This window comes from Luteococcus sanguinis, from assembly GCF_039527675.1.
GTDB classification, from domain to species: Bacteria; Actinomycetota; Actinomycetes; order Propionibacteriales; family Propionibacteriaceae; genus Luteococcus; species Luteococcus sanguinis.
The window spans coordinates 206,483-231,621 of record NZ_BAAAKI010000010.1 but is presented as its reverse complement, the minus strand read 5'-3'; the positions used below and the strand labels follow the sequence as shown (position 1 = coordinate 231,621).

Below are 25,139 nucleotides of genomic sequence, written 5' to 3'. Positions count from 1 at the left end.
AATGACGCGGTGTTGGGCGACCTCGATGTCCACATCGCCCTGCAACACCACGACAAGCCGGTTGATTCGGCCCAAATCCGAGCGCTCGCCGAGAACCAGGAGTGGTGACGTGTCCTACATGTGCGCTCGCCACGTTTTCCAGGTCACCGGACCCGCCTTGAGCCGCGGGCCGGCACATGGAGCCGTGGCCGCCTTCCTCGACGACGCGCCCAGCAAGCGCAACCTCCACCTCTTCGGCATCAGCGTGCAGGCACCGGCAACCACCTCGTCCGCGTTGGCAGCGAGATCGCCCGCCAGGTACACAAGTTCGGGCCCGAAGAGCTCATCCTGCTCGACCGCGACGAGTCGGGCCTGCACTCCACCCAGCTGAGCATCTGGAACCAGGGCCTGCTGAACACACGCAACATGGTGCTGTGCGACATCCGCGACGAGGCCGCCCTCGACGCCGTCTTCGCCGAGCACCAGCCCGATGTCGTCTTCCACGCGGCGGCTCTGAAGCACCTGCGTGGCACCGGCCATGAGCTGATCACCAGCGTCGCCGTCCCCGCGGTCGATCCGGTGCGGCTCGGTGGCATCGACGGCAGCGACCCGGACGAAATGGCCAAGCTCACGGCGCAGCGGGCGTCCCTGCCGCTGGGCACGACCGCCGCGCCACCGACCCGTCCGAAGTTGTCGGCGGTCGTCTGACCAACCGATTCCTCGACCGTGGCAACCAGCAACTAGGCTTGCTCGACGTGGCACTCACCATTGGAATCGTCGGCCTCCCCAACGCCGGCAAGTCGACCCTGTTCAACGCGTTGACGCGCAACGACGTGCTCGCCGCGAACTATCCCTTCGCGACGATCGAGCCGAATGTCGGCATCGTGGGGGTGCCCGAACCGCGCCTGGACAAGCTGGCCGAGATCTATGACTCCAAGGCCAAGATCCCGGCGACGGTGAGCTTCGTCGACATCGCAGGCATCGTCAAGGGCGCCTCGCAGGGTGAGGGGATGGGCAATGCCTTCCTTGCCAACATCCGCGAGGCCGACGCGATCTGCCAAGTGACCCGCGTGTTCACCGACGACGACGTCACCCACGTGGACGGCAAGGTCAACCCGTCCAGCGACATCGACACCGTCACCACCGAACTGGTGCTGGCTGACCTGCAGACGCTGGAGAAGGCCCTGCCGCGCGTGGAGAAGGAGGCGCGGCTCAAGAAGGAGACCAAGCCCAAGTTCGACGCGATGACCCAGGCCGTCGAGGTGCTGAACTCCGGGCAGACGATCTTCGCCTCCGGCATGGACACCGAGCACCTGCGCGACCTGTGGCTGCTCACCGCGAAGCCCTTCATCTACGTCTTCAACTGCGACCAGGACGAGTTGGCCGACGAAGACCTCAAGGCGCGGATGCGTGAGATCGTCGCCCCCGCCGAGGCCGTCTTCCTGGACGCGAAGTTCGAGAGCGAACTGATCGAGATGGACGAGGAAGACGCCGCCGAGTTCCTGGCCGACGCGGGCGTCGAGGAGCCGGGCCTGAACATGCTGGCACGAGTCGGCTACGACACCCTCGGCCTGCAGAGCTACCTCACCGCGGGCCCCAAGGAGGTGCGCGCCTGGACGATTCGCAAGGGCGCCACGGCTCCAGAGGCCGCCGGCGTGATCCACACGGACTTCCAGAAGGGTTTCATCAAGGCCGAGGTGATCAGCTACGACGACCTCATTTCGCTGGGCTCGGTCAAGGCCGCGCGTGAGGCGGGCAAGGCGCGCCTCGAGGGCAAGGACTACATCATGCAGGACGGCGACGTGGTGGAGTTCCGCTTCAACAACTGATGCCTGAAACGCGCGATTCACCGACGATGTGGTCTGAACGGGGCAGATCCGATTGGAGCGATCAAGGCCTCGCTCTCCCATCATCCCAGTCGGTCGGCCGGGGCTCAGTGGCCGCGTCGGGGTTTACGGGGCTGGTTCCGCTTGTCACGGCTGCGGGGACGCGCTGGGGCCGGCTTGGATCCGGAGGCGGCGCGTTCCTGCTGGGTGCGGGAGCTGTCGGCGCTGCGGCCCCTGACCACGCCGACGAATTCTTCGAGCAGGGGGTTCTCGTCGCCCTGCCGCCAGGCCAGCGCGATGGGGGAGGGGTCGGCGTCGGTGACGGGCCGGTAGACCAGGTCGCGTCGACTCGCGCCGCGGGCGATCGACATCGGGACGACGAGCACGGCGACGCCTGCCAGCACCCGGTCGAGGGCGGTGTCGTCCAGTTCGTTGAGGACGGTCTCCTCGCTCGCCAGGTCAGCCATCGAGACCTCGTCCGCGGCGGCGAAGAGGTGTTCCTTGGACGTCCAGACGACCATCTGCTCCTCGTAGAGGGGGATCGCGTGCAGGCCCTCGCGGTCGATCGGCAGCCGCACGAAACACATGTCGAGGGTGCCAGCGCGCAGCCCGTCGAGTTGTGCGGCATCGGGCACCTCCTCGACCACGATCGGGTCGCGGAAACGCTCGTCCCAGATGCGCCGCCACTTGGTGAGGGTGACGCCGCGGACATGTCCGATCCGCAGTCCGGCAGCAGGCAGCGTGTTCTCACTCACCCGGGCAGGCTACTGCTCCCGGCCCGCGAAGACCCCAACGCAGTCCGACTGGGTTACGCTCGCGCCGTGAGCCAGAACCTGAAGCCGTCCACAGCCGCCCAGAAGCTGGGCATCCTGCTGTCCGCAGCCCCCGAGGACTTCCAACAGACGTCCATCACCCGCGACGAACTGGCGGAGCTGCACGCCAACCCGCCGCAGTGGCTGGCCGACCTGCGCCGCAATGGTCCCTTCCCGCGCGACGTCGTCGCGCAGAAGCTGGGCGTGTCCAATTCGGGCCTGGCGCGCGGCGGCATCACCGAGCCGCTCGACGCCGACCAGGTGGGCGAGCTCCTGGCCAATCCTCCGTCGTGGCTGGAGCACGAGCGCTCCGTCCACCGTCAGGTGGTGGCCGAGGGCGAGCGGCTCAAGGCCCAGCGCTCCGACTCGTAACGCTTTGGAGTGCTCAGGCCACCTTGTTGAGGCGCTCCGACATCACCAGGCCGAGCACCACCAGCGCGCCCATGAACCACGGCAGGAGCCACATGCCGGTTGCCGCCGACAGGAAGCCGAACAAGGGCGGGGCCAGCGTCGAACCCGTGTAGGCCGAGGCCATCTGGATGCCGATGATCGCCTGGGAGTTCTTCGCGCCGAAGTTCTTGGGCGTGGAGTGGATGATCGCCGGGTAGATCGGGGCAGACCCGAGGCCTGCGATCACCAGCCCGGCCAGGGCCAGCACATTGGGGACGCCCGGCAGGGCCAGCAGCAGGACGCCGAGGCCGACGGCCAGGAAACCGCCTCGGATCAGCCAGGTATCACCGACCCGGTCGGCGAAGATGCCAGCCAGGAAGCGTCCGGCCGTGATGCCCAACAGGAACAGCGATGCGAAGGCAGCAGCGGTGGCCGCGGCGATGCCACGGTGCTGCACCAGGTAGCTGGCGGCCCACAGGATCGCGGTGCTCTCCATCGCGCAGTAGGCGAAGAAGGCGGCCAGGATGAAGGTGACGCCGGGGATGCGCAGGGCCTGCGCCAGCGGTACGTGGCCGCCGTGCGCCGCGGCCTCGTCGCCGTCCTCGTCAGGGTGCAGGGACGGGAGCTGGTTCACCCGTCCCCACAACGGAAGGCTCGCCAGCAGGCCAACGGCCAGCACCACCTGGATGATGCCGACGGTGCGGTAGGCGCTGGACCAACCCGCGCCTGCGCCCAGTGCGTGGCTCATGATGAAGGGGCTGATCGAGGCGCCGACGCCCCAGAAGCTGTGCAGCCAGTTCATGTGCCGGGCCGTGTAGTGCAGTGCGACGTAGTTGTTGAGCGCCGCGTCCACCGCACCCGCGCCGGGGCCGTAGGGGATGGCCCACACCAGGAGCATCCAGAACTCGTGCGAGACGGAGAATCCGAGCAGTGCCGCGGCCGTCATCGCGACGCTGACCGCGGTGACCTTGCCCGCACCGAAGCGGCGGGTCAGACGCTCGGACGCGAGGCTGGACAGGATCGTGCCGCGCGCTACGGCGTCAGCGTGCCCCAGCTGTGCGGCCGCCTTCCCGGTCTACAGCGGCAAGTAGTCCTGTTGATCATGGTGGTTGTGGTCTCGTCCATGCCCCATGAGCAGGCGCACGAGTAGGACGTCCACTGCCAGCCACGCCGCCCATGAACAGGCCATGTAGCCCCAGTAGTGGGCAGCGTTGGCGTCCCGCAGCGGCGTCATGAAGTTGTACTGGACCATCTGGAAGAGGTTGTTGAACAGGGCGTGCGCGAAGACCGCCGGCCACACGCTGTCGCTCAGGTATCGCAGGGCGCTGAGCAGGACGGATGCCAGGATGAGGTCCACCGACTTGGCGAGGACGTCGCGGGTGTCCATTTCCCCTGCGTACGCCAGCGCCAGCATCAAGGGCAGGTGCCAGGTCACCCAGATGGCGGTGATGATCATGGTGGTTCGCGCGAAGCCGGCGGGGGAGAGCAGCGTGGTGATGTAGCCGCGCCAAGCCAACTCCTCGCCGGCCACGGGGAGCATGAACACCAGTGCCACCGGCAGCGTGAGCAGCGCCGCGAGCCCGGCGCCGTCGACCCAACGGAGCTGGACGAAGCCCAGCGCTGCCGCCACGACCAAGGGGACGGTTGATGTGGCGAGCAGGAGCCCCAGGGCAAGGAGGCACCAGTGAATGATGGAGCGCCAGTGTCCGCGGATGGAGGCTCGGGCCAGTGTGCAGAGCTTCTCATGATCAACTGCGCTGCCGTGCCGGTCGCGACGGGTCAACAGCACATGCAGCAGGGCGATCGTGGCGAACGGCACCCACTGGAAGATCGGCGTGAGCACGGTCAGGTAGGTCGGACTGGCGCCCAGGTGAACCGGGGCCGTGACCGCCAGGACGGCGGCCATCACGATGGTGACGAACGCCAGCATGAATGGGCGAGGAGACGCCGCTGCCGGATTTGTACGCTGTCCAAACTCCATGTCTGGAGGATAGGGTCCGTGCCATGGACAAGGCAAGGGATGTGACGCGTGAGCGGCCGCGGCGGCGGGGCCCGCGGGGCGATCTCTCTGTCGCCCTGGTGCTCGACGCGGCCACCCTCGTGCTTGAGCGCGACGGCCTTCGAACCTTCAGCATGCGCTCGGTGGCCCGCGAACTCGGGGTCGCCCCGAATGCCCTGTACACCTACGCTGAGTCCCGCGAGGTGCTCCTGGAGCTGCTCGCGGACCGTGCGCTAGGGGAACTCGATCGAGGCTCCCTGGCGTCGGGAGCCACTCGCGCTGACATCGTCGACTTCGCGGAACTCGTGCTCTCGCAGTTGATAGGTCGTCCGGCGCTGGCTCGACTCCTCTTCGAGGAGCCCATCGGTGGGCCGGCTTCCCACGGTCTCAACGAGGCGCTGATCGCTGCGATCCACCGTTGCGGGCCGACGATCCCGGTAGCCGCCCGGGTTGCCCATGCGCTGACCGCCCTGGTGTTTGGCCACGCCATGATCGAGGTGGGTGACAGCATCCGCACCCGGTGGCCAGATCCTCCGGACGCCGAACAGCACCCGCTCACCGTCGCGGCCGCGGTGCCCGTCCCGGAGATCCCCAATGTCTTCCGCTGGTCGGTGGAGGCGCTGCTCGCTGGCTGCGGCTGCTGAGGCTGCTTGCCAGGTTCAGGCGCGCTCGGCTCGTAGTTGCTCGGCCGCCGCGGCAAGACCGGGGCGCTCGTCCGTCGACGCGATCAGCAGTGCCTCGTCCACCTCCGGGGCGTACGCGGACCGCAGCACGTCCGCGGCGCGATCGGACAGGTCACGTCCGTCGCGGCGTTCGACGGTGCCGTAGCGATCCGGGTCGGCGAAGGCGATCAGCACCTCGGCGGCGTGGGATCGACGGGTGGGGTCATCGCCCGCCAGCTCGGCCGTCAAGGCGTCGATCACCGGCTCGCCGAACTGGAGCAGCGCGCGGGTCAGCCCGTGGCGTCGCTGCGCGTCGGTGACGCCCAGATGCTTGATCAACACGGGCAGCGTCTGGGGGTCCGCGATCCGGGCGAGCGCCCACCAGGCCTTCGACGCGACCACCGTGTCGTCCGTCGCGGCGTGCGGCAGGATCGCCTCGATGGAGGCGGGGTTGCCCAACTTGCTCAGTGCGTGCAGCACCGGCTCGTGCGACAGGTCGTCCCGCGTCAGCGCTTTCGTCAGCTCCGGGGTCGCGGCCTCTGGACGCGCGACGACGGCCCAAGTGAGGGTCTCGCGGACGAAGTCGTCGGGTTCGGCGGCCATCAACGGGACGAGTTCGGGCATCACCGCGCTCGCGTCCAACGCACCAAGGCGCAGCGCGGCCTGCTGGCGCAGGTTCGCGTCGTCGGAGTGCAGGGCAGCCATCAGGGTCTGGAGTGAGGTCACGTCCCCCAGAGTAGGAGCCCCGCGCGGGCCGTCTCCTGGCTTCCACGCCCAATCGGCACGTCTCTGCGCAATTCGGTCCCTCAGCGGGACCGGATTGCTCCAGGGCGTCACGTTTTGGCGGACGCGCCGGAGTTGTGAGGGGACGGGCCGAGGTTGTGAGGGGACGCGCTCAGCGGGGATCGGCTTCGAAACGAACCTGGATGGTCGCGCTGGTCGTGATGGTGTCAGGTTCGGCACCCACGAAAGCTGCGGACGCCTGCATGGTGCGGAACTGCGCCCCGGCAGCAGCTGCCTCGGGTGTGGCGACTCCCAGCAGACCGGGGTCTGCGATCTCCAGGAAGCGCACGTCGCCGCAACCGGCCGCCCTGGCCAGCACCTCCGCGCGCTCCCGGGCGTCTGCCACGGCGCGGGTGAGTACCTCGTCCCGGGCTCCCGCCCGTGTCTGGTCGGTCAGCGTCCATGCGACGTCATCGATCGACAGGCCCTCCCGCTCGCCCCACGCGGTCACCCGCTGCGACAAACGCTCGAGGTCGACGAACTCGGCGCTCACCTGCGCAATCGCCTGGTGGTGGACCAAGCGCGTGCCGTCGGGGAGCTGGTCGACCCAGGTGTTCGTCCGCGGGGTCTCGACCACCCGCCGCGAGATGGGGGAGGGCTGCTCGGCTCCGAGTGAGTCCAGATCGTCCACCAGGGCGCCGAGGTCGCGCTGCAGACATGCCATCACCTCGGCCTTGTCGGCTGACTCGGACGAAACCCTGACCCGCACCACTCCACGCTCCGGGGCCAGCTCGACGCGGTGTGATCCCTCGACGGTGATGATCATGGCCGAAGGCTATCCGCGATCAGGCAGGGCAGGAACTGCTGCCGCGAGCGGCAAGCATTCCGCTCACCACGAAACGGATTTTCCTGTTGGGTCACGCGTGGGTAGCTTCTGGGCATGGCTGAGAACAAGAACGTCAAGAAGATCCTGGTGGTGTCGACCGACTTCGGCACCGAGCAGGACGAGATCGTCGTGCCGGTCGAGAAGCTGCGCGAACTGGGCCACGACGTCACCGTCGTGACCCCGAGTGGAAAGGACGTGCAGACCGTCGTCGGGGACAAGGACTGGGGGAAGGTCTTCCCGACGGACAAGAAGCTTTCCGAAGCGAGTGGTGACTTCGACGTCGTCCTGCTGCCCGGCGGCACGCTGAATGCCGACGCCGGACGGATGGACGCCGAGATCCAGCAGGTCGTCAAGGCACAAGCTGACGCCGGACGCACGATCGCGGCGATCTGTCATGCCCCGTGGATCCTGGTCGAGACCGGGCTGGCGAAGGGCAAGACGCTGACGGGCTACGAGTCGATCCGCACTGACCTCGCCAACGCCGGCGCGACCGTCGTCGACGAGGAGGTCAAGGTGTGCCCCGCGAACGGCTGGACCGCCATCACCTCGCGCACCCCGGATGACCTCGACGCCTTCGTCAGCACCATCGACCAGGCCTGAGCAACCATTTACAGGCCTGTACAACCTCGACAGGGCCGAACACACACGCTTTGATGGACGCATGAACGAGCACCGCGTCGTCACCGCCGAGGCCGAGGTTGCCGCCCCCGCCGATGTCATCTTCGAGCTGATCGCCGACCCGGCGCGCCAGCCCGAGTGGGACGGGAACGACAACCTCGGTCACGCGGATGAGGGTCAACGCGTTCGCGCCGTGGGTGACGACTTCGTCATGGTCAACGCCAACGGGAAAGTGCGCAAGAACCACGTCCGCGAGTTCGCTGAGGGACGCTTGATCGCCTGGCAGCCGGGCCCGGTCGACCAGCCCTCCCCGGGGCACCTGTGGCGCTGGGAGCTGGAGCCGATCGACGGCCAGCACACCCTGGTCCGCCACACCTACGACTGGGCCGCACTCACCGACGAGAGGCGCCTCGAACGCGCGCGCTCGACCACGTCATCGAACCTGATGGCATCGATCCAGCGCCTCAAGGAACTCACTGAACGAGCACCAGGAGACCGACCGCGAGGAGCGGGCACACGCCCTGCTTGATCGCGGCCGAGCGCTTGTCGGGCGAGGTCGCGAACAGCAGCGCAGCCGCCGCAAGCATGGAGCCCGTCCCAGCCAGCATCAACGCGATGCCGGTGCCGCGGGAACCGCCAGCCACGAGCAACCCGGCCAGTGCGATCAACGCCAGGAAGAGGTTGTAGAAGCCCTGGTTGAAGGCCATCTCCTGCGTGGCGAGCGCCTCTTGCTCGCCGGTCCCGAAGACCGCGCGCGCCTTCGTCGTCCACGCGAACGACTCCAGGTACCAGATGTAGACGTGGAGCAGGACGGCCAGGGCGACGAACACGGCAGCGGCGATGAACATGCGTCCAAGACTAGGCTGCCGGACTCCGGTCAAAGAGTGACCATCTAGGCGAGTTGCCGCCATTCGCGGCCTACCCACACCACGGGCGCGCCGACAACGTCCGGGACGCTGACCTCGTCGAGCTGGACGAGCAACAGCAGGCTCTGGCCCGCCTCGATGACCTGCACCACGCGCCCAGTCATCCGCGCGCTGCTGGTGGCCAACAGCGGAGCGCCGTTCCCGGCGGGCGTCCAGGGGTGCTCGTCGGTGAAGCGGGCGCTGCCCGGGGTGGAGAAGTCGATTGCGAGCGGCAGGTCGTCCGCGGTGACCAGGTGCACCGCCAGCCCGTCGGCGTGTGCGAGCCGCTGCCCGGTCCGCGAGGCGGAGGCGACGGAGAAGGAAACCATCGGCGGTTCGATGGAGACACTCGCCAGCGACGAGACGACCATCCCCACCGGACCCTCGGCGTCGGCAGCGGTCACCAGACCAACTCCCGCCGGGTGGTGCCGGAAGGCCAGGCGCATCTGGTCGGACATCTCATCAACCACGTCGTGCGCCCTTCTTCTCCAACTCCAGCAGGAACTTCTTGGCGGGCAGGCCGCCGAGGTAACCACCCAGCGAACCGTCTCCTCGCACGACGCGGTGGCAGGGGACGACGATCGGCAACTGGTTGGTGGCACACGCCGTCGCGGCCGCGCGGATGGCGGTGGGCCGGCCCAGGATCGTCGCGAACTCCTTGTAGGTGCGGGTCTCGCCGTAGCCGATGTCGCGTAGCCGCACCCGGGCGGTGGCCCGGAAGGAGGGGTCGGCCGGCAGGTCCAACGGCAGGCTGAAGGACGTCCGGGTGCCGGCGAAGTACTCGTCCAGTTCGCGCGCTGCCTCCGAGAGCATGGCCGGCTCGTGGTGCAGCTCGTCGGCGATCGTGGACAGGGCGACGATCGCGGCGTCGTGCTCGCGTGCCGGGACAAAGCCGATCTCGACCAGACCATGGTCGGAGGCGACCAGCAGCAGTCGCAGGGTCTGGTCGGACCCCTCCAGCTCGGGCAGGGGGCTGTCGATTTCGTCCCAGTACAGCCTGTTCCAGTGCCGTTGGACCGTTGGCGTCGTCGCGGGGCTCATACCCACAGACTATGACGGGCGCCGAGTGTGGCTCCCGAGGGCTGGACAGTACGCGACCGTGCGGACGCTTTGGCTAGGTTCGCTGGGTGACGACGGAGCTTCCAAAGGCCCAGTTCGGCTTCCCCGGACCCCTGCGCGACCAATTGGTCGACGCCATCCTCGAGGGGTCGAAGACCGCAACCTCGGGCCTGTTCGCGGAGTACCAGCGCGAGGGTGCGCCCGTCCCCGAACCCGGCGAGCGCCAGTCGTTGGTCGACTCGCATGATCGGGAGGTCGCCATCATCGAGATCACCGACGTGGGCGTGAAGCGCCTCGCCGACGTGGACCTGGGCCACGCGATGGACGAGGGGGAGGGCTACCTCTCCGTGCAGCAGTGGCGCGCCGGGCACGAGCGCTTCTGGCGCAGCCCGGAGATGCAGGCCGAACTGGGTGGTGATTTCGTCATCGATGACGACACCTTGGTCGTGGTGGAGCGGTTCCGGGTCGTCGACTGAGGCCAGCGGCCCTCGAGCGGTATTGCGGGTCGACGCGGGTCAGTTCGCGGAAGGGGTCGTCGGCAGTACCCGACGTCCGGCGAGTACGGGCGACCTGTGGCCAACCCGGACCCAAGCTTGGCGAGATCAGGCGGCGCGGACGACGTCCTGACGCTGGGCGGGCTTCTCTGCAGGGGGCTGGGTGCCCGGCCGAGGCTGCGGGCGGTCCAACTCGGGGGTGAGTGCGCCAACTGGACGAGGACGACGGGCCCACGCGACCACCAGCACGGGCACCGCGACCAAGGCAGGGACGACGAGGAACACGCCCAGTGCGATCGCGACGAGCAGGGCCAGGCCAAGAGCAGCTTCCATGGGCCCATTCCACGTGACGAAGGTGCCGAAACAGGGCTTGGAGAGCTTTCGTTCAGGTGTCCCAAAGGAGCTTCAGCCAACTCACATGCGGCCTTGTGGAATTGCTCAGGAAACGTGTGTCTGCTGGTGATGCGCCGCACGCCACTGGTCGCCGACGCGCAGCCAGACCGTCGTGTTCCGCGCCGTCGCGGCCAGCCCGGTGAACAGGTAGTCGAGCACGACGACCTCGCTGCCGACCGGCCGCAGCACCGCCTGGCTGATCGTCCCCGGCATGGTGCCCGAACCCGTCCCGGCACCTGCCCGGACCATGCCCAAGGTGACCTCACGTCCGGTCGCGTCGATCGCGCGGAAGCCGGGGACGGTGGTCTGGTCGACCTCGGTCGCGCTCTGGTAGCTACGGCCGAGCAGGGGCTCGCGGGCGATCAGCTCACGGGCGAGTTCGTCGAGGGCGAGCTCGTCGAGGGACGTGGAGTTCTCGGGTGCCATGGGCCAAGGCTAGGTGCGTGAGCGCAAGGGAGGCGCCAAAGCATCTGGGACGCCCAGTGCACCGTCAGCCCACCCGCCTAGGCTGGAGCACATGCCTGCACTTCGTTCCCGCACCACCACCCACGGCCGCAACATGGCCGGAGCCCGCGCCCTGTGGCGCGCCACCGGCATGACCAATGACGACTTCGGCAAGCCGATCGTCGCAATCGCGAACTCCTTCACGCAGTTCGTACCGGGCCACGTCCACCTCAAGGACATGGGTCAGTTGGTCGCGGGGGCAGTGAAGGAGGCGGGCGGTGTGGGGCGCGAGTTCAACACCATCGCCGTCGACGACGGCATCGCCATGGGCCATTCGGGCATGCTCTACTCGCTGCCCAGCCGCGAGGTGATCGCCGATGCCGTGGAGTACATGGTCAACGCGCATCAGGCCGACGCGCTGGTCTGCATCTCCAACTGCGACAAGATCACCCCCGGCATGCTGCTCGCCGCGCTGCGGCTCAACATTCCCACCGTCTTCGTCTCCGGCGGACCGATGGAGGCCGGACGCATCCTTGGCGACCGCGTCGTCCCGGGCGCTCCCGACGAGGGCGGGATGGAGCGGCTCGACCTGATCGACGCCATGATCAAGGCCGTCGACAACACCGTCTCGGACGAACAGATCGACGCGATCGAGAACAATGCGTGCCCCACCTGCGGTTCCTGCTCGGGCATGTTCACCGCCAACTCGATGAACTGCCTGACCGAAGCACTCGGTCTCTCGCTGCCCGGCAACGGCTCGACGCTGGCGACCGCGATGGCCCGCAAGGACCTCTTCCTGGAGGCCGGGCGGCTCGTCGTCGACCTGTGCCGCCAGTACTACGAGCAGGACGACGACTCGGTACTCCCGCTCTCGATCGCCGGCAAGCCCGCCTTCGAGAACGCCATGCGCCTCGACATCGCGATGGGCGGCTCGACCAACACGATCCTGCACCTGCTGGCCGCCGCGCAGGAGGCGAAGGTCGACTTCGACCAGGACGACATCGACGCGCTGAGCCGCGAGACGCCCTGTCTGGTGAAGGTGGCCCCGAACACCACGAAGTACTACATGGAGGACGTGCACCGTGCCGGGGGCATCCCCGCCATCCTCGGCGAACTGCGCCGCGCTGGGATGTTCAACGAGGGCGTGCGCGCCGTCCACGCCAAGACCCTGGACGAGTGGCTTGGCACCTGGGACATCCGCTCCGGCCAGGCCAGCGAAGCAGCGATCGAACGCTTCCACGCCGCGCCCGGCGGGGTCCGGACAACCGAGGCCTTCAGCACGAACAACCGCTGGGCCAGCCTGGACACCGACGCCGCGGACGGCTGCATCCGCTCCGTCGAGCACGCGTACACCACCGAGGGCGGTCTGGCCGTACTGAAGGGCAACCTCGCCCCGGATGGCTGCATCGTCAAGACCGCCGGCGTCCCCGAGCACCAGTGGCAGTTCTCCGGGCCCGCGAAGGTGGCCGAGAGCCAGGAGCAGGCCGTCGAGATGATCCTGGGCGGCAAGATCGTCGAGGGGGACGTCGTCGTCGTCCGCTACGAGGGCCCGAAGGGCGGCCCCGGCATGCAGGAGATGCTGTACCCGACCAGCTACCTCAAGGGCGTTGGCCTGGGCCCCAAGTGCGCGCTGATCACCGACGGACGCTTCTCCGGCGGTTCGTCCGGCCTGTCGGTCGGCCACGTGTCCCCGGAGGCGGCCAGCGGCGGAGCGATCGGGCTGGTGCGGGACGGCGACGTGATCGAGTTCGACATCCCCGGCCGCCGAGTGGAGCTCAAGGTCAGCGACGAGGAACTGGACGCCCGCCGCGCCGACCAGGAGACGGCCGGTTGGAAGCCCGTCGACCGGGACCGCCAGGTCTCGACTGCGCTGAAGATCTTCGCGCGCTACGCCCTCTCGGCCGACAAGGGCGCCGCGCGCCACTTCGACGAGTGAGGCCGCGCACCTGAACCCACCCACGAGAAGGGCCCCGCTATGGCGGGGCCCTTCGTGTGTGTTACCACGTAGTGACCAGGCAGCGGCGACGTCTCCGGCCGATGTGCCCAGGTGTCCCACCCCACCGGACCTTGCGCCGCCCTCCGGTGTGGCGACGTGTCGCCAGATGGGTGTGTGTTTCCTGAACCACCGCACCGCCCCTTCCCCGGGGCGGGCCCTTCCTTTCTAGGCGTTCCGGGAGCCGACACGCAAGCCGATCTGGGGTGTGGACAACAAACTTTCAACTCCTCCGACGCCGTCCACAACCGGCCGCGTCTTGTGCACAGCCGAAGGTGGGCTCTCCACAGGGGGGTGTGGAAAACCTCCTTCGACGAGACCTCGATCAGGCGTCCAGCGCCGAGCGTCCGGCGATCACCGTGGCAGCCGAGAGGATCGCTGTGGCGGCACCGCAGAAGAAGAGTGTGAACCACATCTCGGCACCAGAGTTGGCGATCAGCGCCACCGAGATCGCCTCGACGACCAAGGCTGCCACCAGCACCCGGGCCGGGGTCGACAGGCCGGGGACATTCCAGGCCCGGCGGGCCAGCAGGCCCAGCGCGACGACCAGCGCGAGAGCGAGCAGCGCACGCATCACCTGGACCGCACCGAGCACGTCCTGCCCGTTGTGGACCGACAGCGGCCAGCCAAGCACGCCGGTGAACGACCCGGGGCCGGCGACGGCAATGCCGCTGACGTGCAGCAGGTAGAGCCCCGCGACCGCGGCGGACGCGAGTCGTGTGGTGGGCGTCCAGTGCCAGGTCGGACGTCCCCGGCGCAAGGACATGTAGGCCAGCGTCATCGCCACCAGGCAGGTGAGGGCGCCGAAGAGGTCGATCATGGCCAGCGGCTTGGCGATGCCGTGGTTCTTGACGACCATCATGCCGAAGACGGCCGCACCGATCGCGCCCAACAGTGCGAAGGCGGGGGCAATCCGTGCCAGCGGCCTGGCCTTGGTGGCGGTGGCGCCGACGATGGCGGCGGCCAACAGCAGGAAGCCGGTCACGCCAGCGACGATGCGGTGGCTGAACTCGATCAGGTCGTGCACCTCGGCCTCGGGCCCGAAGTGGCCGGGGTAGCAGCCGGGCCAGGTGGGGCAGGCGAAGCCCGAACCGGTTCCGGAGTTGATGGCACCCATCGCGACGGTCACCGTCGCGCCGATGGCGGCGACCTGGAACAGGCGCACGGCGCGGCTCATGGTGGCCTGGGCGTGCAGGTCGAGCTCGCGCGGTGCGGCGACGGCCAGCGAATTCATGGGTCTACCTCCAGGGTGATGATTGGCCCCAACCCTAGGAAGGCGCCCGGTTGTCTCAGCCGCCGGGGTGGGTCTTGTGACCTGATCGATCGGAACGTGAGCGGGCGAGCCCGTCCAGCGCGTCCAGCACCTTGTCCTTGTGCCGTTCCCGCAGGTGGTGGCCGATCAGCACCAGGGCGATGGCGACCGCCGAGCCCACCATTGTCTCGACACCGCGGTCGAACAGAAGGGTCCCGATGTCGGTGCGGTGCCCCAGAGTGCCCATCAGCAGCGCCATCGGGGTGATGAAGATGCAGGCCAGGGCGTAGTTGCGTCCCACCACGAGTTCGGTGATGAACTGCAGCAGGGCGACGACGACGACGGTCCACCACGGTGACAGGTGCGGCGCCAGCAGAATCCACGCCAGCACCAGCCCGACGGTCGTCCCCATCGTCCGCTGGATGCCCCGGGTCACCTGCATCGTGACGTGCGGAGCCGTCATTGGGGCGACGGCCGCGATCATCGCCCAGTAGGGGTGCCCGATGCCCAGTGCGATGGCCGTGGAACCGGCCAACACCACCGACAGGGCAAGCCCCAGCGGTTTCCAGCTGCCCGTCACGGATGCTCGGAGCCGCTCGGCCTCCTGCCAGACGGTGCGCAACTGCCCCGGACGCAGCGCGACCCCGGCCACGCCCACCAGCATCGAGAACAGCGCCGAACCACCACAGACCAGCGCGGCGACCCACAGGTCGTCCACATGCTGGGGAATCGCGGCGATCGTGCCGAACGCGAAGACCATGAACAACGGCCCCGGCGGATGGTAGGAGTTCGCACGGGCGATCACGTCACCGGTGGCCGCGATGAGGGCTGCCACCAGGACGGTCACCCACTCCGGGTGGTCCAGGGAACCCACCAGGACGCCCGTGAGCACCGCGAGCGTGAGACTGACCGCGGCAGACGCCTGCATCTGCACCCGATACAGGTGTTGGGAGGTGCGTCCGTACAGGGAGGTGAAGGCGCCGAAGGTGGCGTAGGGAGCCCATTGCGGGTGGCCCATCGCCAGCACAGCAGCACCGGGATGGTGACGCTGACGGCAGCCCGCAGGCCTACCCGGTGCGCGCCGGGCGCCTCCTTCACGTGCAGCAGGTCCGATCGAGAGGGCAGGTAGGAGCTGGGCACCGGCACATGGTAGTCGCGGCGCTTTCCCCGGGACGACGACAGTGGGTGGATTTCCTACGCAAAATCGCCAGGAAACCCACCCACTGTGCTGGATGGTGTGGTGTGCGGATCAGCCCTTGACCTTCGCCGCCTTCACGGTGAAGGGGGAGCTCAGGTCGAACTGGGCGCTGTAGCTGCCCACCTCGACACCGCTGACGCCCTGCAACTCGGCGAGCTGCTGGAACTGGGTCGTCTGCATGGCGGCGTTCAGGACGCGCATTGCGCTGCGCTGCAGGTCACCCAGACGCATCGCGTATCCCTTGGCGGGGTAGTTGCCCTTCAGCGTGACCGTGTAGGACACGACTGGCGACGACCCGTCACCGGGGGTGGCGTGCTGCACGTCGGAGAAGGTGATGGCCTCCTTCTGCTCGGTGGTCAGACCACCGAAGCCGGTCCGCGAGGTCACCGCAACCGCATCCTTGTAGGCCTCGTCGACCGAGGCATACGCGGGTCGCGGGGACGAGGTGATGTTGTTGATCTCGTCCGTGACGGTCTGCGTCGAGGTCACCTTGGTCAGGTCGGTGCTGGAGTCGACTTTGGTGACGATCGTGTCGGTGCCCGTGGGCGCCATGGTCCAGGAACCCAGCTTGAGGGAGTACGTGGTGAAGCCGTACTTCTTCATCAGGTTCTGGTCGTAGGTGGGGATGCCTGAGACGTCGATGCTCGGCGTCAGCTGCTTCATCTCGCCGATCACGGCGTCGGCGCCGTTCCCGGGCTCGATCAGGTCGTTGCCCGCGTACATCACCGCGGTGGGCGTGGACTGCGAGATCGACGTCCAGTCCGTCATCACCACACCCTGGAAGTTCCACTCGCCACGCAGGACGTCGGTCAGCAGGTCGTAGTTCGCCTCGGTCAGCGTGCCGTTGACGCTGTTGTAGGAGCTCATCACGGCCATCGGCTGGGCCTGCTTGACGGCGATCTCGAAGCCCTTCAGGTACACCTCGCGCAGCGCCCGTTCGCTCACCACTGCGTCGCTGCCGAAGCGATCGGTCTCCTGGTTGTTCGCGGCGTAGTGCTTGATGGTCACGCCGACGCCCGGGTTGGACTGGACACCGAGGGTCGCATTGGCGGCGGTGGCGCCGGTGAGCAGCGGGTCCTCCGAGTAGTACTCGAAGTTGCGGCCGCACATCGGGTCGCGATGGATGTTCATACCGGGCGCGAGCCACATGGTGGCCCCGAAGTGGTTCATCTCCTTGCCCACGGCCACACCGAAGCGCTGCAGCACGTCCGCGTCCCAGCTCTGCGCCAACAGGGTGCCGATCGGGAAGGCCGTGGCGTACTGGTAGGTGACCGGCTCGGTGGGCACCTTCTGGGTGATGCGCAGGCCAGCGGGGCCGTCCGAGAGGCTCATGCCGGGTACGCCCTTGTTCTCGTACAGCGGCGTCGTGTAGCCAGCGGTTCCGGCGGCGCTCAGCACGCTGCCCTTGGCGTCGGTGCCCTCGACCAGATTGGCCAGCTCGGTCAGCGACAGGCTGGCGACGAACTGCTCCATGCTGATGCGTCCGGCCTGGACGTCGTACAGCGTGTACTTCGAGTCGGTCTTGACGTACCTGACGCTCTCGCCGGTCTTGGGCTGGTATGCCTTGCCCGTGCCCTCCCAGTCGGTCTGCGCCTTGGACAGGTACACCGGCACGGACGAAATCAGGGAGCCGTCGATGTCGTAGTAGGGGGACGACTCGTCGACGGCCACGTCCTGCTCGACATCGGAGGCGCTGGTGGTGGCGCGGAAATGCTTCGTGTCCAGCTTCAGGCTCCTGGCACGCGCAATCTCCCGGGCTTCGGCCTTGTAGGAGTAGAAGTCGGACGGGTCGCTGGTCGTCTGCCGAGAGTCGCCCTCGGTCGAGTCCAGCTCATTGTGCAGTCGCTCGGTGACGGTGCGCTTGGCCAGTTCCAGCTTGGCGGCGACGTGCGTGTTCCGGGACGAGTTGCCGACGCGGACGATGTACTGGCCGGCGTCCATCACGTAGTTGGCCTTGGCCGTGTCGTAGCTGGACATCTCCGTGGTGTCGTAGCTGACCGTCACCACCTGTGACTGCCCGGGCTTGAGCACGTCGGTCTTCGCGTAGCCCGCGAGTTCCTGATAGGGCTTGTCGAGGCCTGTGGTGGGCGCGGAGAAGTAGACCTGGACGACTTCGCGTCCGGCGTACTTGCCGGTGTTGGTGACCTTCGCCTTGATGGTGACGGTCGACATGTCGGCGCTGACCTGCTGGGCGTCGGTGCGGAAGGTCGAGTAGCCCAGGCCGTAGCCGAAGGGGTAGTTGACCACGCTCGCGGGCTGGTAGGCGTTCAGGCTCTTGTACTTCGAGTCGAACCAGCGGTAGCCGACGTAGATGCCCTCGTCGTAGTTCTCGGTCATCGAGTCGCCGTCGTTCTTGGCGATGGTCTCGCTGGCCGGGTAGTAGCGGTAGGCGCTGGCCCAGGTGTCCGTCAGCTTGCCGGAGGGGGCGACGGTGCCGTTGAGCACATCGACCAGGGCGTTGCCGCCCTCCTGGCCGGCCTGGCTCATCAGCAGCATCGCGTCCAGGGCCTTGCCGCCCTTGGGATCACGGACCTTGCTGTTGACCTGCTTGAAGAAGGTCGTGTCGATGATGCCGCCGGTGTTCAGCACGACGACGACATTGCGGTACTGCTTGCCCAGCATGGTGAGGTCGGCGCGCTCGGTGTCGGACAGCAGGTAGTCACCCTTGCCGCTGGATCGGTCCGCACCCTCGCCCGAGTTGCGGGCCACGACGTAGATCGCGGTGTTGGTGGGTGCGGTGGGCGTCACGGTGTCGGAGGTGAGCAGTTGCTCCACCGATGAGTAGTCGACCGTGGCGCCGAAGAGGTTGCCCTCGCTGGCCAGGTACTTGTCGTCGTAGGCCTTCTTCATGGCCTGGTAGTAGGCGTCGCTGGTGGTGATGGAGTAGCCGGCCTTCTCCAGCCCGTCACGCACAGACACGTTGTACCGGTTGTTGACCGCGCCCGAACCGGTGCCGCCCTTCACCGTCTTGTAGGAGCCGACGCCGTAGACGGCGACATTGCCCTTCGAGGCCATGGGGAGCGCCTTGCCATCGTTCTCCAGCAGCACCATGCCCTGGGTGGCGAGCTGGCGGGAGAGCTTGGCGTGCTCGGTCTCCATCGCGGTCGGGTCGGGGGTGGGGTCGGCTGCGTTCGCGGTGGGGAGGCACAGGGCCCCCGTAGCGCACAGGGTGATGGTGAGTGGAATGGCAGACAGCCGTGACATGCGACGTCGCATGGGCAACCTTTCTGGGGGTGCGGCCTCGTCAGTGGGGCGCACGATGGGTGGGGTGGCCGGTGGACCCAAAACCTTCCACGCGGTCAGCTCTGATCGTAGGACGCCCAGGTGGCGTTGTCACTGGGTGCGGGGTAGCGAATCTCGGCGAGAACTGCGCGTGCCCCACGATGCAGGGGAATCAGTCGACGTCGTCGGCCCAGGAGCCCTCGTGCGAACGGAACCAGGACGCGATCAGCGGCGCGGACGCGAGCACCAGCAACAGCCGCACCACCTGGACGGCGAGCACGAAGGTGACGTCCGCCCCGCTCGATGCGGCGGTCGCCAGCACGGCGTAGAGCCCGCCCGGGGTGGTGGCCAGGTAGGCGTCCAACAGCGGGACGTCCGCGACCCGGGCCAGCACCACGGCGAAACCCGCGCAGCCGAGGACGATCGCGACGATGAGGGCAATCGCCAGCGGCAGCAGGCGTCCGACCTGGCGCAGGCTGGAGCGGGTGAACCGCAGGCCCACCTGCAGTCCCACCAGCGCGTAGCCGACGGCCACCACCGCTTCGGGAGCTGACGGGGCGCCGACCCAACCCGAGATGGACAGTGCGGCGGCGATGAAGAGCGGCCCGAGCAGGCTGCCGGACGGGAACCGGACCACCCGTGCCGCCAGCACGCCCACCACGGCGCTCCCGGCGACGAAGAGCAGGTCCAGCCACAGCGGGTTGGAACCGTCGACGGTCGGGGCCACGGACGTGCTGGCGGGGTGGAAGACCCAGGCGGTCACCAACGGCATCCCGACCAGGATCAGCACCACCCGCAGGTACTGCACCACCGAGGTGACCCGGTCGTCCGCGCCCAGCTCGCGGGCGATCGCTGTGATGCCGGACGCCCCACCGGCGATCATGCTGAAGGCACCGGTCGCGGGCGACACGCGTCCCCAACTGGCGAACAGCCGCCCGACCATCAGGCTCAGCATCAGCGTCCCGATGTTCACCGCGGCGATCGAACCGGCGTTGTCGCCCAGCTCCCGCAGGGTGGCCGGGTTGAGCAGCACGCCCATCGACACCCCGACCAGCGCCTGGCCCACCGTGGAACCAAGCCTGGGTAACTGGATCGGCGCACCGCGTCCAAGGATCGCCCACGCCATGCCCACGAACAGCGCCCCGAACAGCGGGGGAGAGGGCAGCGCGAGCTGGTCGAAGACGACCGTCGCCAGCGCGGTGCCCACCAGCACCGCCGCCCAGGCGACGATGGTGGACCGGCTGGTCGGATGCACCCGCACTCAGCCCAGCAGGGTCGTGGAGTCGGTGACGATGATCTGCGGCGCGTAGAGGCCCATCACCTGCAGCGCCGCGGCCTGGTTCTCGTCGCTCGACCCGGCGCAGGCGTCGGAGACGACGGTCACTGTGCAGCCCGCATCGGCCGCTGCGAGCGCCGTGGAGATGACGCAGCAGTCGGTGGCGACGCCTGCCAGCACCAGGTTTGGGATCGTACCGGCGACGGCCGCCAGTTCTGGGCCCCACTTCCCGAAGGTGGACACGTCCACGCTCGGGTGCGAGGACAGGCCGCGGGCGGAATCAACGAGCTCGAATGCCGGGTCGTCGTCGGGACGGTCGGCGAAGGGCCACTTGGCGAAGTAGGCGCGCCAGGAACCCGTCCGGTTGGCGCCGGGCAGCCAGCGCGTCACCAGCACCCGGTCGCCGAAGGCTTCGGCCAGCCGCGCAACCGGGCCCACGGTCTCGGCGAAGCGGGGGGCGCACCACTCGGAGGAGGGGTCGGCGAAGATCGCCTGGTGGTCGATCACCACCAGCCAGGAGTCGGCCGGAATGCTCATCGGTTCTCCTGCCGGGCGACGGTGCGGGCATTGAGCAGCAGGTGGCCCACCACGCCGATCAGCAGCGACACGATGACACCCAGGTTGGCCCACGGCCAGGTGCCCTCCCAACCCTCGGCGCCCTTGTGGCCCAGACCCAGCGGCTCGAGCAGGTAGCCCTGCCAGTCGTTGAAGGAGGCATCGCTGAACTGGTTGATCACCAGGCCCCAGCCGATCACCGAGGCGACCACCATCAGCGCGATGGAGATCCAGTTGACGGCACCGTAGCGGCCGGCGGAGTCGAACAATGCGTCCTCGTCGTAGGGACGCTTGCGCAGCGCGATGTCGGCGATCATGATCCCCGCCCACGCCGCCAACGGCACGCCGAGGGTCACCAGGAAGGACTGGAAGGGGCCGATGAAGCTGCTCGCGAAGAAGACGACGTAGATGGTGGCCAGCGTCAGGATCGTTCCGTCGATCGCGGCGGCGGCCGGACGAGGAATGTTGATTCCCAGGCTGAGAAGGGTCAAGCCGGAGGAATAGATGCCGAGCACCGCCCCGGAGACCAGCGTCAGGATCGCGACCACGAGGAAGGGCAGCAGGATCCAGGTCGGCAGGATCCCGGCCAGGGCACCGATCGGGTCGGTCGGGATGGCGGCATTGAGCGCCTCGTCCGAACCGGCCAGCAGCAGCCCGAAGGCGACCAGCAGCAGCGGCGCCACCGAACCACCGAAGGTGTTCCAGGCGACGATCGAGCTGGCGGAGGCGTCGCGGCGCTGGTAGCGGGACCAGTCGGCGGCGATGTTGATCCAGCCCAGGCCGAAGCCAGTCATCACCATCACGAGGGCACCGATGCAGGCCGCGAAGGACCCCGATGGCAGCGCGCTGACGGCCGACCAGTTGATGTGGCTGATGGTCATGGCCATGAACACGAGCGTGAACGCACCCGTGACCCAGGTCAGCAGCGACTGCAGCTTCATGATCGTGTGGTAGCCAAGCACGGACGCGATGACGATGATCGCCGCGATCGCGATGCAGGCGATGATCTTGGTCATGGTGCCGTGGCTCCAGCCGAGCCGGTCGAAGATGGTGGCGGTGGCGAGCGTGGCGGTGATCGTCAGTGAGGTCTCCCACCCGATCGAGGTCAACCAGCTGATGATGCCGGGCACCTTCTGGCCCTGGACGCCGAAGGCGGCGCGGGAGAGCACCATCGTCGGCACCGATCCGCGCTTGCCGGAAATGGCGATGATGCCGCACAGGGTGAAGCTGACGATGATGCCGATCACGGCGACCACCAGCGCCTGCCAGAAGGAGATGCCGAAGCCCAGCAGGTAGGAACCGTAGGTCATGCCGAAGACCGAGACATTGGCCGCGAACCAGGGCCAGAACAGGTCGGAGGGCTTGGCGGTGCGCTCGGCGTCGGGGACAACGTCGATGCCCTGCATCTCGACGAGGCGGGACTTCTCGGCCTGGCCGGTGCCGTGGGAGGCGTGATTGGCTGGTGCCGGGTTCACCGGCAGCTGGGACGGGGTGCTCGACATCTGGGCTCCTGTGGGGACTGGACGCTGCCGCCCATCATGCCCCCACCAGCGGTTTCGGCGCCGCACGTGCCGACCCTGGACCGATGCAGAGCCGCTGTCGGTCCAGAAGCCGGATCAGAAGGTGCGCTGGACGAACAACGCGTCCAGCCAGCGGTCGAACTTTCGGCCGACCTGCGGCATCCGTCCGACCTCGACGAAGCCGAGCTTCTCGTGGAAGGCGATCGAGGCGGCGTTGTCGGCGTCCAGACAACCGATCATCGCGTGCACGCCGTGGCCGATCGCATGGTCAATCAGGGCGAGCATCAGCATCCGTCCGACCCCGGACGCGCGGTGTCCATCCGCCACATAGACGGAGTGCTCCACGGTCTGCGCGTATCCCGCCTTGTCGCGGAAACTGCCGTAAGCCGCGAAGCCGGTGACAACGCCGTCCAGTTCGCTCACCAGCACCGGGAATCCGTGGCTGATCTTCGACTGCCACCAGGCCTGGCGCTCCTCGACGGCGACCGGCTCAAGGTCGTAGCTGGCCGTGGTGCCCACGCCCGCCTCGTTGTAGATCTCGGTGATCACGGGGAGGTCGTCGGCGGTCGCGGGGCGGATCACGGGAGGCATGGCCACCAGCCTATGGAGACGTGGGGGCGCGCAGGGCTTGCCCCACGTGGTGGACCCCCGGCGTGACCAGCACATACGGTGTCAGGCGAAGCATCTACGAGACAGTGCGAGGACGGCGATGGCGTTGACCCCCGAGAACCCAGCCCAGGCCCCTGCGCTGAGCCGCGCCGATCGGTTGGACCGGTTGCCGTTCAACGGTGCGCACCGTCGGCTGCTGGTCGGTTCGGGCGTCGGCTGGGCCTTGGACGCGATGGACGTCGGGCTCATCTCCTTCGTGATGGCTGCGATCGCGCAACAGTGGCACCTCACCCCCGACAGCACCAAGTGGATCGGTTCGATCGGCTTCGTCGGCATGGCCATCGGCGCCTCGCTGGGCGGCCTGCTGGCCGATCGGATCGGCCGCCGCCAGGTCTTCGCGTTGACCCTGCTCGTCTACGGCCTGGCCACCGGTGCGTCGGCGCTGTCCACCTCGGTGGCGATGCTGATGGCGCTGCGCTTCGTCGTCGGTCTGGGCCTGGGAGCGGAACTCCCGGTGGCCTCGACGCTGGTCAGCGAGTTCGCCCCGGCCCGGATCCGGGGCCGGATGGTGGTGCTGCTGGAGGCCTTCTGGGCGCTGGGCTGGATCATGGCGGCACTGCTGGCCTACCTCGTCATCCCGGCCTCGCACAATGGCTGGCGTTGGGCGCTTGCCGTCGGCGTGGTGCCGACGCTGTACGCGGCGGTGGTTCGGCTGGGGCTTCCCGAATCGGTGCGCTACCTGGAGAAGGCCGGGCGACTCGATGAGGCCGAACGTTCCACGCGGGTCTTCGAGGCGGCGTCCGGCGTTGCCGCCCCCACCGTGGTCTCGCCGCTGCCCGAACCACCGCCCGCCGGACAGGACTCCTTGTGGTCTCCCGCCCTGCGCGGTCGCACCGCAGCCCTGTGGCTGGTCTGGTTCGGGATCAACCTGTCCTACTACGGGGCCTTCATCTGGATCCCGTCCCTGCTCGTCGCGCAGGGTTTCGCGCTCACGAAGTCGTTCGAGTTCACGCTGGTGATGACGCTGGCCCAGCTGCCCGGTTACGCGGTGGCCGCCTGGCTGATCGAGGCCTGGGGACGTCGCCCAACCCTCGCCACCTTCCTGGTCGGGTCCGCTGCCGCCGCGCTCGCCTACGGTGCTGCCGATCGTCCGGCCACCATCCTGGCTGCCGGCTGCGCGCTGAGCTTCTTCAACCTGGGCGCCTGGGGTGCCCTGTACGCCATCGGTCCGGAGGTCTACCCGACTGGGATTCGGGGCCGGGGGACAGGCGCGGCCGCCGCCTTCGGCCGGATCGCGTCGATCATCGCCCCGCTGCTCGTCCCCTCCCTGCTCGGTTTCGGCGGGACGACCGCCGTGTTCACCCTCTTCTGCGTCGCCTTCGGCGTCGCGGCAGTGGCCGCCCTCTTCCTGCCCGAACGCCGCCGCGAGGAACTCGCGTGACAGCCCGCCCGGGCCGCGGCAGCCAGGCGGCGCAGCGCGCACGTCAGCGGCAGGTGGGGGAGTACGTCATTCGGCGGGGCTCGATGTCCATGGCGTGCACTGCTGGTGGCTCCCAACTGATGGCTTCCAAACGCCTGCACGGATCGATCACGGGCTGAGCCGATTCCAGCACGGGTGTGCAAGCGTCGCTGGTTGCGCGACATCGCAACGGCCGCCAACTAGCGTTCCGTTAGGGCAGGAGCCACCCCAGGTTACCCATCGGCAGCCTGGACTCCTCCCCCGTGCAAAGTCACACGAACCACGGTGATTTTGACAAGACCGCCGGTAGTTTCGGCGGGCAAGAACACGGAAGTTCCGACGCAGGCAGTGCAGCCGAAAGGAGACCGACATGGGATTTCGTGTCGCGATTGGTGCCGACATCGCGGGTGTCGACTACAAGGAGGCCATCAAGGCCGACCTCAAGGCCGACGAGCGCATCGACGAGGTCATCGACCTGGGCGTGGCGCCGGGTGAGGACGTCGACTACCCCCACGTCGGCGTCAAGGTCGCCAAGGAGGTCGCCGAGGGCCGCGCCGACCGAGCGATCCTCGTCTGCGGCACCGGGATGGGCATGGCCATCTCGGCCAACAAGGTCCCCGGGATCCGTGCCTGCACGGCGCACGACTCCTTCTCCGTCGAGCGTCTCGTGCTCTCCAACGACGCGCAGGTGCTGTGCCTCGGCCAGCGCGTGATCGGCCTCCATCTGGCCCGCCGTCTGGCCAAGGAGTTCTTCGACTACACCTTCGACTCCTCGTCGGCCTCGGCGCCCAAGGTTGACGCGATCAGCGCCTACGAGGCCGAGCTCGGCGCCGGGAGTGGCGAAGCCAGGGGCTGCTGACCCGGC

At 68.2% G+C, this 25,139-nt stretch carries 26 protein-coding genes and 1 pseudogene; 10 read left to right on the top strand and 17 right to left on the bottom strand.

The features are described 5' to 3' along the window. Positions 1-120: 120 nt before the first annotated feature. A complete protein-coding gene (locus tag ABD089_RS08345) occupies positions 121-687 on the top strand; it encodes a polysaccharide biosynthesis protein (RefSeq protein WP_343885847.1) in 567 nt (188 codons plus the stop codon). A 47-nt stretch (positions 688-734) separates the two neighbouring features. Further along, positions 735-1,808: a redox-regulated ATPase YchF gene (gene ychF / locus ABD089_RS08340; RefSeq protein ID WP_343885846.1), complete on the top strand. Its 1,074-nt coding sequence runs from the start codon at positions 735-737 to the stop codon at positions 1,806-1,808. Between the two features lie 104 nt (positions 1,809-1,912). Here ychF and ABD089_RS08335 read toward each other — a convergent pair whose 3' ends face one another. Continuing rightward, the gene (locus tag ABD089_RS08335; RefSeq protein WP_343885844.1) at positions 1,913-2,560 is read right to left on the bottom strand and encodes a LysR substrate-binding domain-containing protein; all 648 of its coding nucleotides are present in this window, start codon (positions 2,558-2,560) and stop codon (positions 1,913-1,915) included. 66 nt (positions 2,561-2,626) lie between these two features. Here ABD089_RS08335 and ABD089_RS08330 point away from each other — a divergent pair, with 66 nt between their 5' ends. Beyond that, the gene (locus ABD089_RS08330) at positions 2,627-2,989 is read left to right on the top strand and encodes a DUF5997 family protein (protein WP_343885843.1); all 363 of its coding nucleotides are present in this window, start codon (positions 2,627-2,629) and stop codon (positions 2,987-2,989) included. Between the two features lie 13 nt (positions 2,990-3,002). Here ABD089_RS08330 and ABD089_RS08325 read toward each other — a convergent pair. After that, a pseudogene (locus ABD089_RS08325) lies at positions 3,003-4,043 on the bottom strand (MFS transporter); the annotation flags it as partial. A gap of 39 nt (positions 4,044-4,082) precedes the next feature. Continuing rightward, positions 4,083-4,937, bottom strand: a complete 855-nt coding sequence (locus ABD089_RS08320; protein WP_343885842.1) for a CPBP family intramembrane glutamic endopeptidase — start codon at positions 4,935-4,937, stop codon at positions 4,083-4,085. Between the two features lie 74 nt (positions 4,938-5,011). Here ABD089_RS08320 and ABD089_RS08315 point away from each other — a divergent pair, with 74 nt between their 5' ends. Beyond that, positions 5,012-5,650 carry a TetR/AcrR family transcriptional regulator gene (locus ABD089_RS08315; protein ID WP_343885841.1) on the top strand — a complete coding sequence of 213 codons (639 nt, stop codon included), beginning with the start codon at positions 5,012-5,014 and terminating at the stop codon, positions 5,648-5,650. A 15-nt stretch (positions 5,651-5,665) separates the two neighbouring features. Here ABD089_RS08315 and ABD089_RS08310 read toward each other — a convergent pair whose 3' ends face one another. Beyond that, positions 5,666-6,394, bottom strand: a complete 729-nt coding sequence (locus ABD089_RS08310) for a HEAT repeat domain-containing protein (RefSeq protein ID WP_343885840.1) — start codon at positions 6,392-6,394, stop codon at positions 5,666-5,668. A gap of 169 nt (positions 6,395-6,563) precedes the next feature. Then, on the bottom strand, positions 6,564-7,217 hold the full coding sequence (locus ABD089_RS08305; protein WP_343885839.1) for an SIMPL domain-containing protein: 654 nt from the start codon (positions 7,215-7,217) through the stop codon (positions 6,564-6,566). Between the two features lie 114 nt (positions 7,218-7,331). Here ABD089_RS08305 and ABD089_RS08300 point away from each other — a divergent pair, with 114 nt between their 5' ends. Both ABD089_RS08300 and ABD089_RS08295 read left to right on the top strand, forming a co-directional pair. After that, entirely contained in the window at positions 7,332-7,877 is a 546-nt protein-coding gene (locus ABD089_RS08300) for a type 1 glutamine amidotransferase domain-containing protein (protein ID WP_343885838.1), read from the top strand. 61 nt (positions 7,878-7,938) lie between these two features. Then, the gene (locus ABD089_RS08295) at positions 7,939-8,424 is read left to right on the top strand and encodes an SRPBCC family protein (protein WP_343885837.1); all 486 of its coding nucleotides are present in this window, start codon (positions 7,939-7,941) and stop codon (positions 8,422-8,424) included. Here the strand turns inward: ABD089_RS08295 and ABD089_RS08290 are convergent. The 3 genes from ABD089_RS08290 to ABD089_RS08280 are packed head-to-tail and all read right to left on the bottom strand — an operon-like array spanning position 8,369 to position 9,841. After that, a complete protein-coding gene (locus tag ABD089_RS08290; protein ID WP_343885836.1) occupies positions 8,369-8,743 on the bottom strand; it encodes a DUF1304 domain-containing protein in 375 nt (124 codons plus the stop codon). The two genes, ABD089_RS08295 and ABD089_RS08290, sit on opposite strands and share 56 nt — an antisense overlap. Positions 8,744-8,787: 44 nt before the next feature. After that, positions 8,788-9,258 carry a flavin reductase family protein gene (locus tag ABD089_RS08285; protein ID WP_343885835.1) on the bottom strand — a complete coding sequence of 157 codons (471 nt, stop codon included), beginning with the start codon at positions 9,256-9,258 and terminating at the stop codon, positions 8,788-8,790. Between the two features lie 4 nt (positions 9,259-9,262). Continuing rightward, positions 9,263-9,841 (bottom strand): methylated-DNA--[protein]-cysteine S-methyltransferase, encoded by a 579-nt coding sequence (locus ABD089_RS08280; protein ID WP_343885834.1) that lies wholly within the window; start codon positions 9,839-9,841, stop codon positions 9,263-9,265. Between the two features lie 86 nt (positions 9,842-9,927). Between ABD089_RS08280 and ABD089_RS08275 the strand changes: the two genes are divergently transcribed. Beyond that, positions 9,928-10,335, top strand: coding sequence for an ASCH domain-containing protein (locus ABD089_RS08275; RefSeq protein WP_343885833.1), 408 nt, complete (start codon positions 9,928-9,930; stop codon positions 10,333-10,335). Between the two features lie 126 nt (positions 10,336-10,461). Here ABD089_RS08275 and ABD089_RS08270 read toward each other — a convergent pair whose 3' ends face one another. Both ABD089_RS08270 and ABD089_RS08265 read right to left on the bottom strand, forming a co-directional pair. Next, complete coding sequence (locus ABD089_RS08270) at positions 10,462-10,686, bottom strand: hypothetical protein (RefSeq protein ID WP_343885832.1); 225 nt, start codon at positions 10,684-10,686, stop codon at positions 10,462-10,464. A 105-nt stretch (positions 10,687-10,791) separates the two neighbouring features. Next, on the bottom strand, positions 10,792-11,172 hold the full coding sequence (locus ABD089_RS08265; RefSeq protein WP_343885831.1) for a hypothetical protein: 381 nt from the start codon (positions 11,170-11,172) through the stop codon (positions 10,792-10,794). Between the two features lie 91 nt (positions 11,173-11,263). Between ABD089_RS08265 and ilvD the strand changes: the two genes are divergently transcribed. Next, positions 11,264-13,126 carry a dihydroxy-acid dehydratase gene (ilvD, locus tag ABD089_RS08260; RefSeq protein ID WP_343885828.1) on the top strand — a complete coding sequence of 621 codons (1,863 nt, stop codon included), beginning with the start codon at positions 11,264-11,266 and terminating at the stop codon, positions 13,124-13,126. A gap of 382 nt (positions 13,127-13,508) precedes the next feature. Here the strand turns inward: ilvD and ABD089_RS08255 are convergent, their stop codons facing one another. From ABD089_RS08255 to ABD089_RS08225, 7 genes are all read right to left on the bottom strand, one after another. After that, positions 13,509-14,417, bottom strand: coding sequence for a COX15/CtaA family protein (locus ABD089_RS08255; protein WP_343885827.1), 909 nt, complete (start codon positions 14,415-14,417; stop codon positions 13,509-13,511). A gap of 55 nt (positions 14,418-14,472) precedes the next feature. Further along, positions 14,473-15,453 carry an FUSC family protein gene (locus tag ABD089_RS08250; RefSeq protein WP_343885825.1) on the bottom strand — a complete coding sequence of 327 codons (981 nt, stop codon included), beginning with the start codon at positions 15,451-15,453 and terminating at the stop codon, positions 14,473-14,475. Between the two features lie 231 nt (positions 15,454-15,684). Further along, entirely contained in the window at positions 15,685-18,849 is a 3,165-nt protein-coding gene (locus tag ABD089_RS08245; RefSeq protein WP_343885824.1) for a beta-glucosidase, read from the bottom strand. 178 nt (positions 18,850-19,027) lie between these two features. Further along, positions 19,028-20,110: an AbrB family transcriptional regulator gene (locus ABD089_RS08240; protein WP_343885823.1), complete on the bottom strand. Its 1,083-nt coding sequence runs from the start codon at positions 20,108-20,110 to the stop codon at positions 19,028-19,030. Between the two features lie 6 nt (positions 20,111-20,116). Further along, the gene (locus ABD089_RS08235; protein ID WP_343885822.1) at positions 20,117-20,668 is read right to left on the bottom strand and encodes a cysteine hydrolase family protein; all 552 of its coding nucleotides are present in this window, start codon (positions 20,666-20,668) and stop codon (positions 20,117-20,119) included. Next, positions 20,665-22,092, bottom strand: a complete 1,428-nt coding sequence (locus tag ABD089_RS08230; RefSeq protein ID WP_343885878.1) for a purine-cytosine permease family protein — start codon at positions 22,090-22,092, stop codon at positions 20,665-20,667. The genes ABD089_RS08235 and ABD089_RS08230 overlap by 4 nt, the downstream gene beginning before the upstream one ends. A gap of 210 nt (positions 22,093-22,302) precedes the next feature. Further along, entirely contained in the window at positions 22,303-22,797 is a 495-nt protein-coding gene (locus ABD089_RS08225; protein ID WP_343885819.1) for a GNAT family N-acetyltransferase, read from the bottom strand. Positions 22,798-22,915: 118 nt separating this feature from the next. On the opposite strand from ABD089_RS08225, the gene ABD089_RS08220 reads away from it, so the two are divergent. Both ABD089_RS08220 and ABD089_RS08215 read left to right on the top strand, forming a co-directional pair. Continuing rightward, complete coding sequence (locus ABD089_RS08220; RefSeq protein ID WP_343885817.1) at positions 22,916-24,256, top strand: MFS transporter; 1,341 nt, start codon at positions 22,916-22,918, stop codon at positions 24,254-24,256. 388 nt (positions 24,257-24,644) lie between these two features. After that, positions 24,645-25,133, top strand: coding sequence for a ribose-5-phosphate isomerase (locus tag ABD089_RS08215; protein ID WP_343885816.1), 489 nt, complete (start codon positions 24,645-24,647; stop codon positions 25,131-25,133). Positions 25,134-25,139 lie beyond the last annotated feature (6 nt).

Excerpts from the sequence above, each read along its gene's own strand:
- ilvD (WP_343885828.1), top strand. The coding sequence starts at position 11,264 with ATGCCTGCACTTCGTTCCCGCACCACCACCCACGGCCGCAACATGGCC.
- ABD089_RS08285 (WP_343885835.1), bottom strand. The coding sequence starts at position 9,258 with ATGTCCGACCAGATGCGCCTGGCCTTCCGGCACCACCCGGCGGGAGTT.
- ABD089_RS08305 (WP_343885839.1), bottom strand. The coding sequence starts at position 7,217 with ATGATCATCACCGTCGAGGGATCACACCGCGTCGAGCTGGCCCCGGAG.
- ABD089_RS08225 (WP_343885819.1), bottom strand. The coding sequence starts at position 22,797 with ATGCCTCCCGTGATCCGCCCCGCGACCGCCGACGACCTCCCCGTGATC.
- ABD089_RS08230 (WP_343885878.1), bottom strand. The coding sequence starts at position 22,092 with ATGCAGGGCATCGACGTTGTCCCCGACGCCGAGCGCACCGCCAAGCCC.
- ABD089_RS08255 (WP_343885827.1), bottom strand. The coding sequence starts at position 14,417 with ATGAATTCGCTGGCCGTCGCCGCACCGCGCGAGCTCGACCTGCACGCC.
- ABD089_RS08215 (WP_343885816.1), top strand. The coding sequence starts at position 24,645 with ATGGGATTTCGTGTCGCGATTGGTGCCGACATCGCGGGTGTCGACTAC.
- ABD089_RS08270 (WP_343885832.1), bottom strand. The coding sequence starts at position 10,686 with ATGGAAGCTGCTCTTGGCCTGGCCCTGCTCGTCGCGATCGCACTGGGC.
- ABD089_RS08220 (WP_343885817.1), top strand. The coding sequence starts at position 22,916 with ATGGCGTTGACCCCCGAGAACCCAGCCCAGGCCCCTGCGCTGAGCCGC.
- ABD089_RS08280 (WP_343885834.1), bottom strand. The coding sequence starts at position 9,841 with ATGAGCCCCGCGACGACGCCAACGGTCCAACGGCACTGGAACAGGCTG.
- ABD089_RS08245 (WP_343885824.1), bottom strand. The coding sequence starts at position 18,849 with ATGCGACGTCGCATGTCACGGCTGTCTGCCATTCCACTCACCATCACC.
- ABD089_RS08290 (WP_343885836.1), bottom strand. The coding sequence starts at position 8,743 with ATGTTCATCGCCGCTGCCGTGTTCGTCGCCCTGGCCGTCCTGCTCCAC.
- ABD089_RS08265 (WP_343885831.1), bottom strand. The coding sequence starts at position 11,172 with ATGGCACCCGAGAACTCCACGTCCCTCGACGAGCTCGCCCTCGACGAA.
- ABD089_RS08235 (WP_343885822.1), bottom strand. The coding sequence starts at position 20,668 with ATGAGCATTCCGGCCGACTCCTGGCTGGTGGTGATCGACCACCAGGCG.
- ABD089_RS08315 (WP_343885841.1), top strand. The coding sequence starts at position 5,012 with ATGGACAAGGCAAGGGATGTGACGCGTGAGCGGCCGCGGCGGCGGGGC.
- ABD089_RS08295 (WP_343885837.1), top strand. The coding sequence starts at position 7,939 with ATGAACGAGCACCGCGTCGTCACCGCCGAGGCCGAGGTTGCCGCCCCC.
- ABD089_RS08250 (WP_343885825.1), bottom strand. The coding sequence starts at position 15,453 with ATGGGCCACCCGCAATGGGCTCCCTACGCCACCTTCGGCGCCTTCACC.
- ABD089_RS08300 (WP_343885838.1), top strand. The coding sequence starts at position 7,332 with ATGGCTGAGAACAAGAACGTCAAGAAGATCCTGGTGGTGTCGACCGAC.
- ABD089_RS08320 (WP_343885842.1), bottom strand. The coding sequence starts at position 4,937 with ATGCTGGCGTTCGTCACCATCGTGATGGCCGCCGTCCTGGCGGTCACG.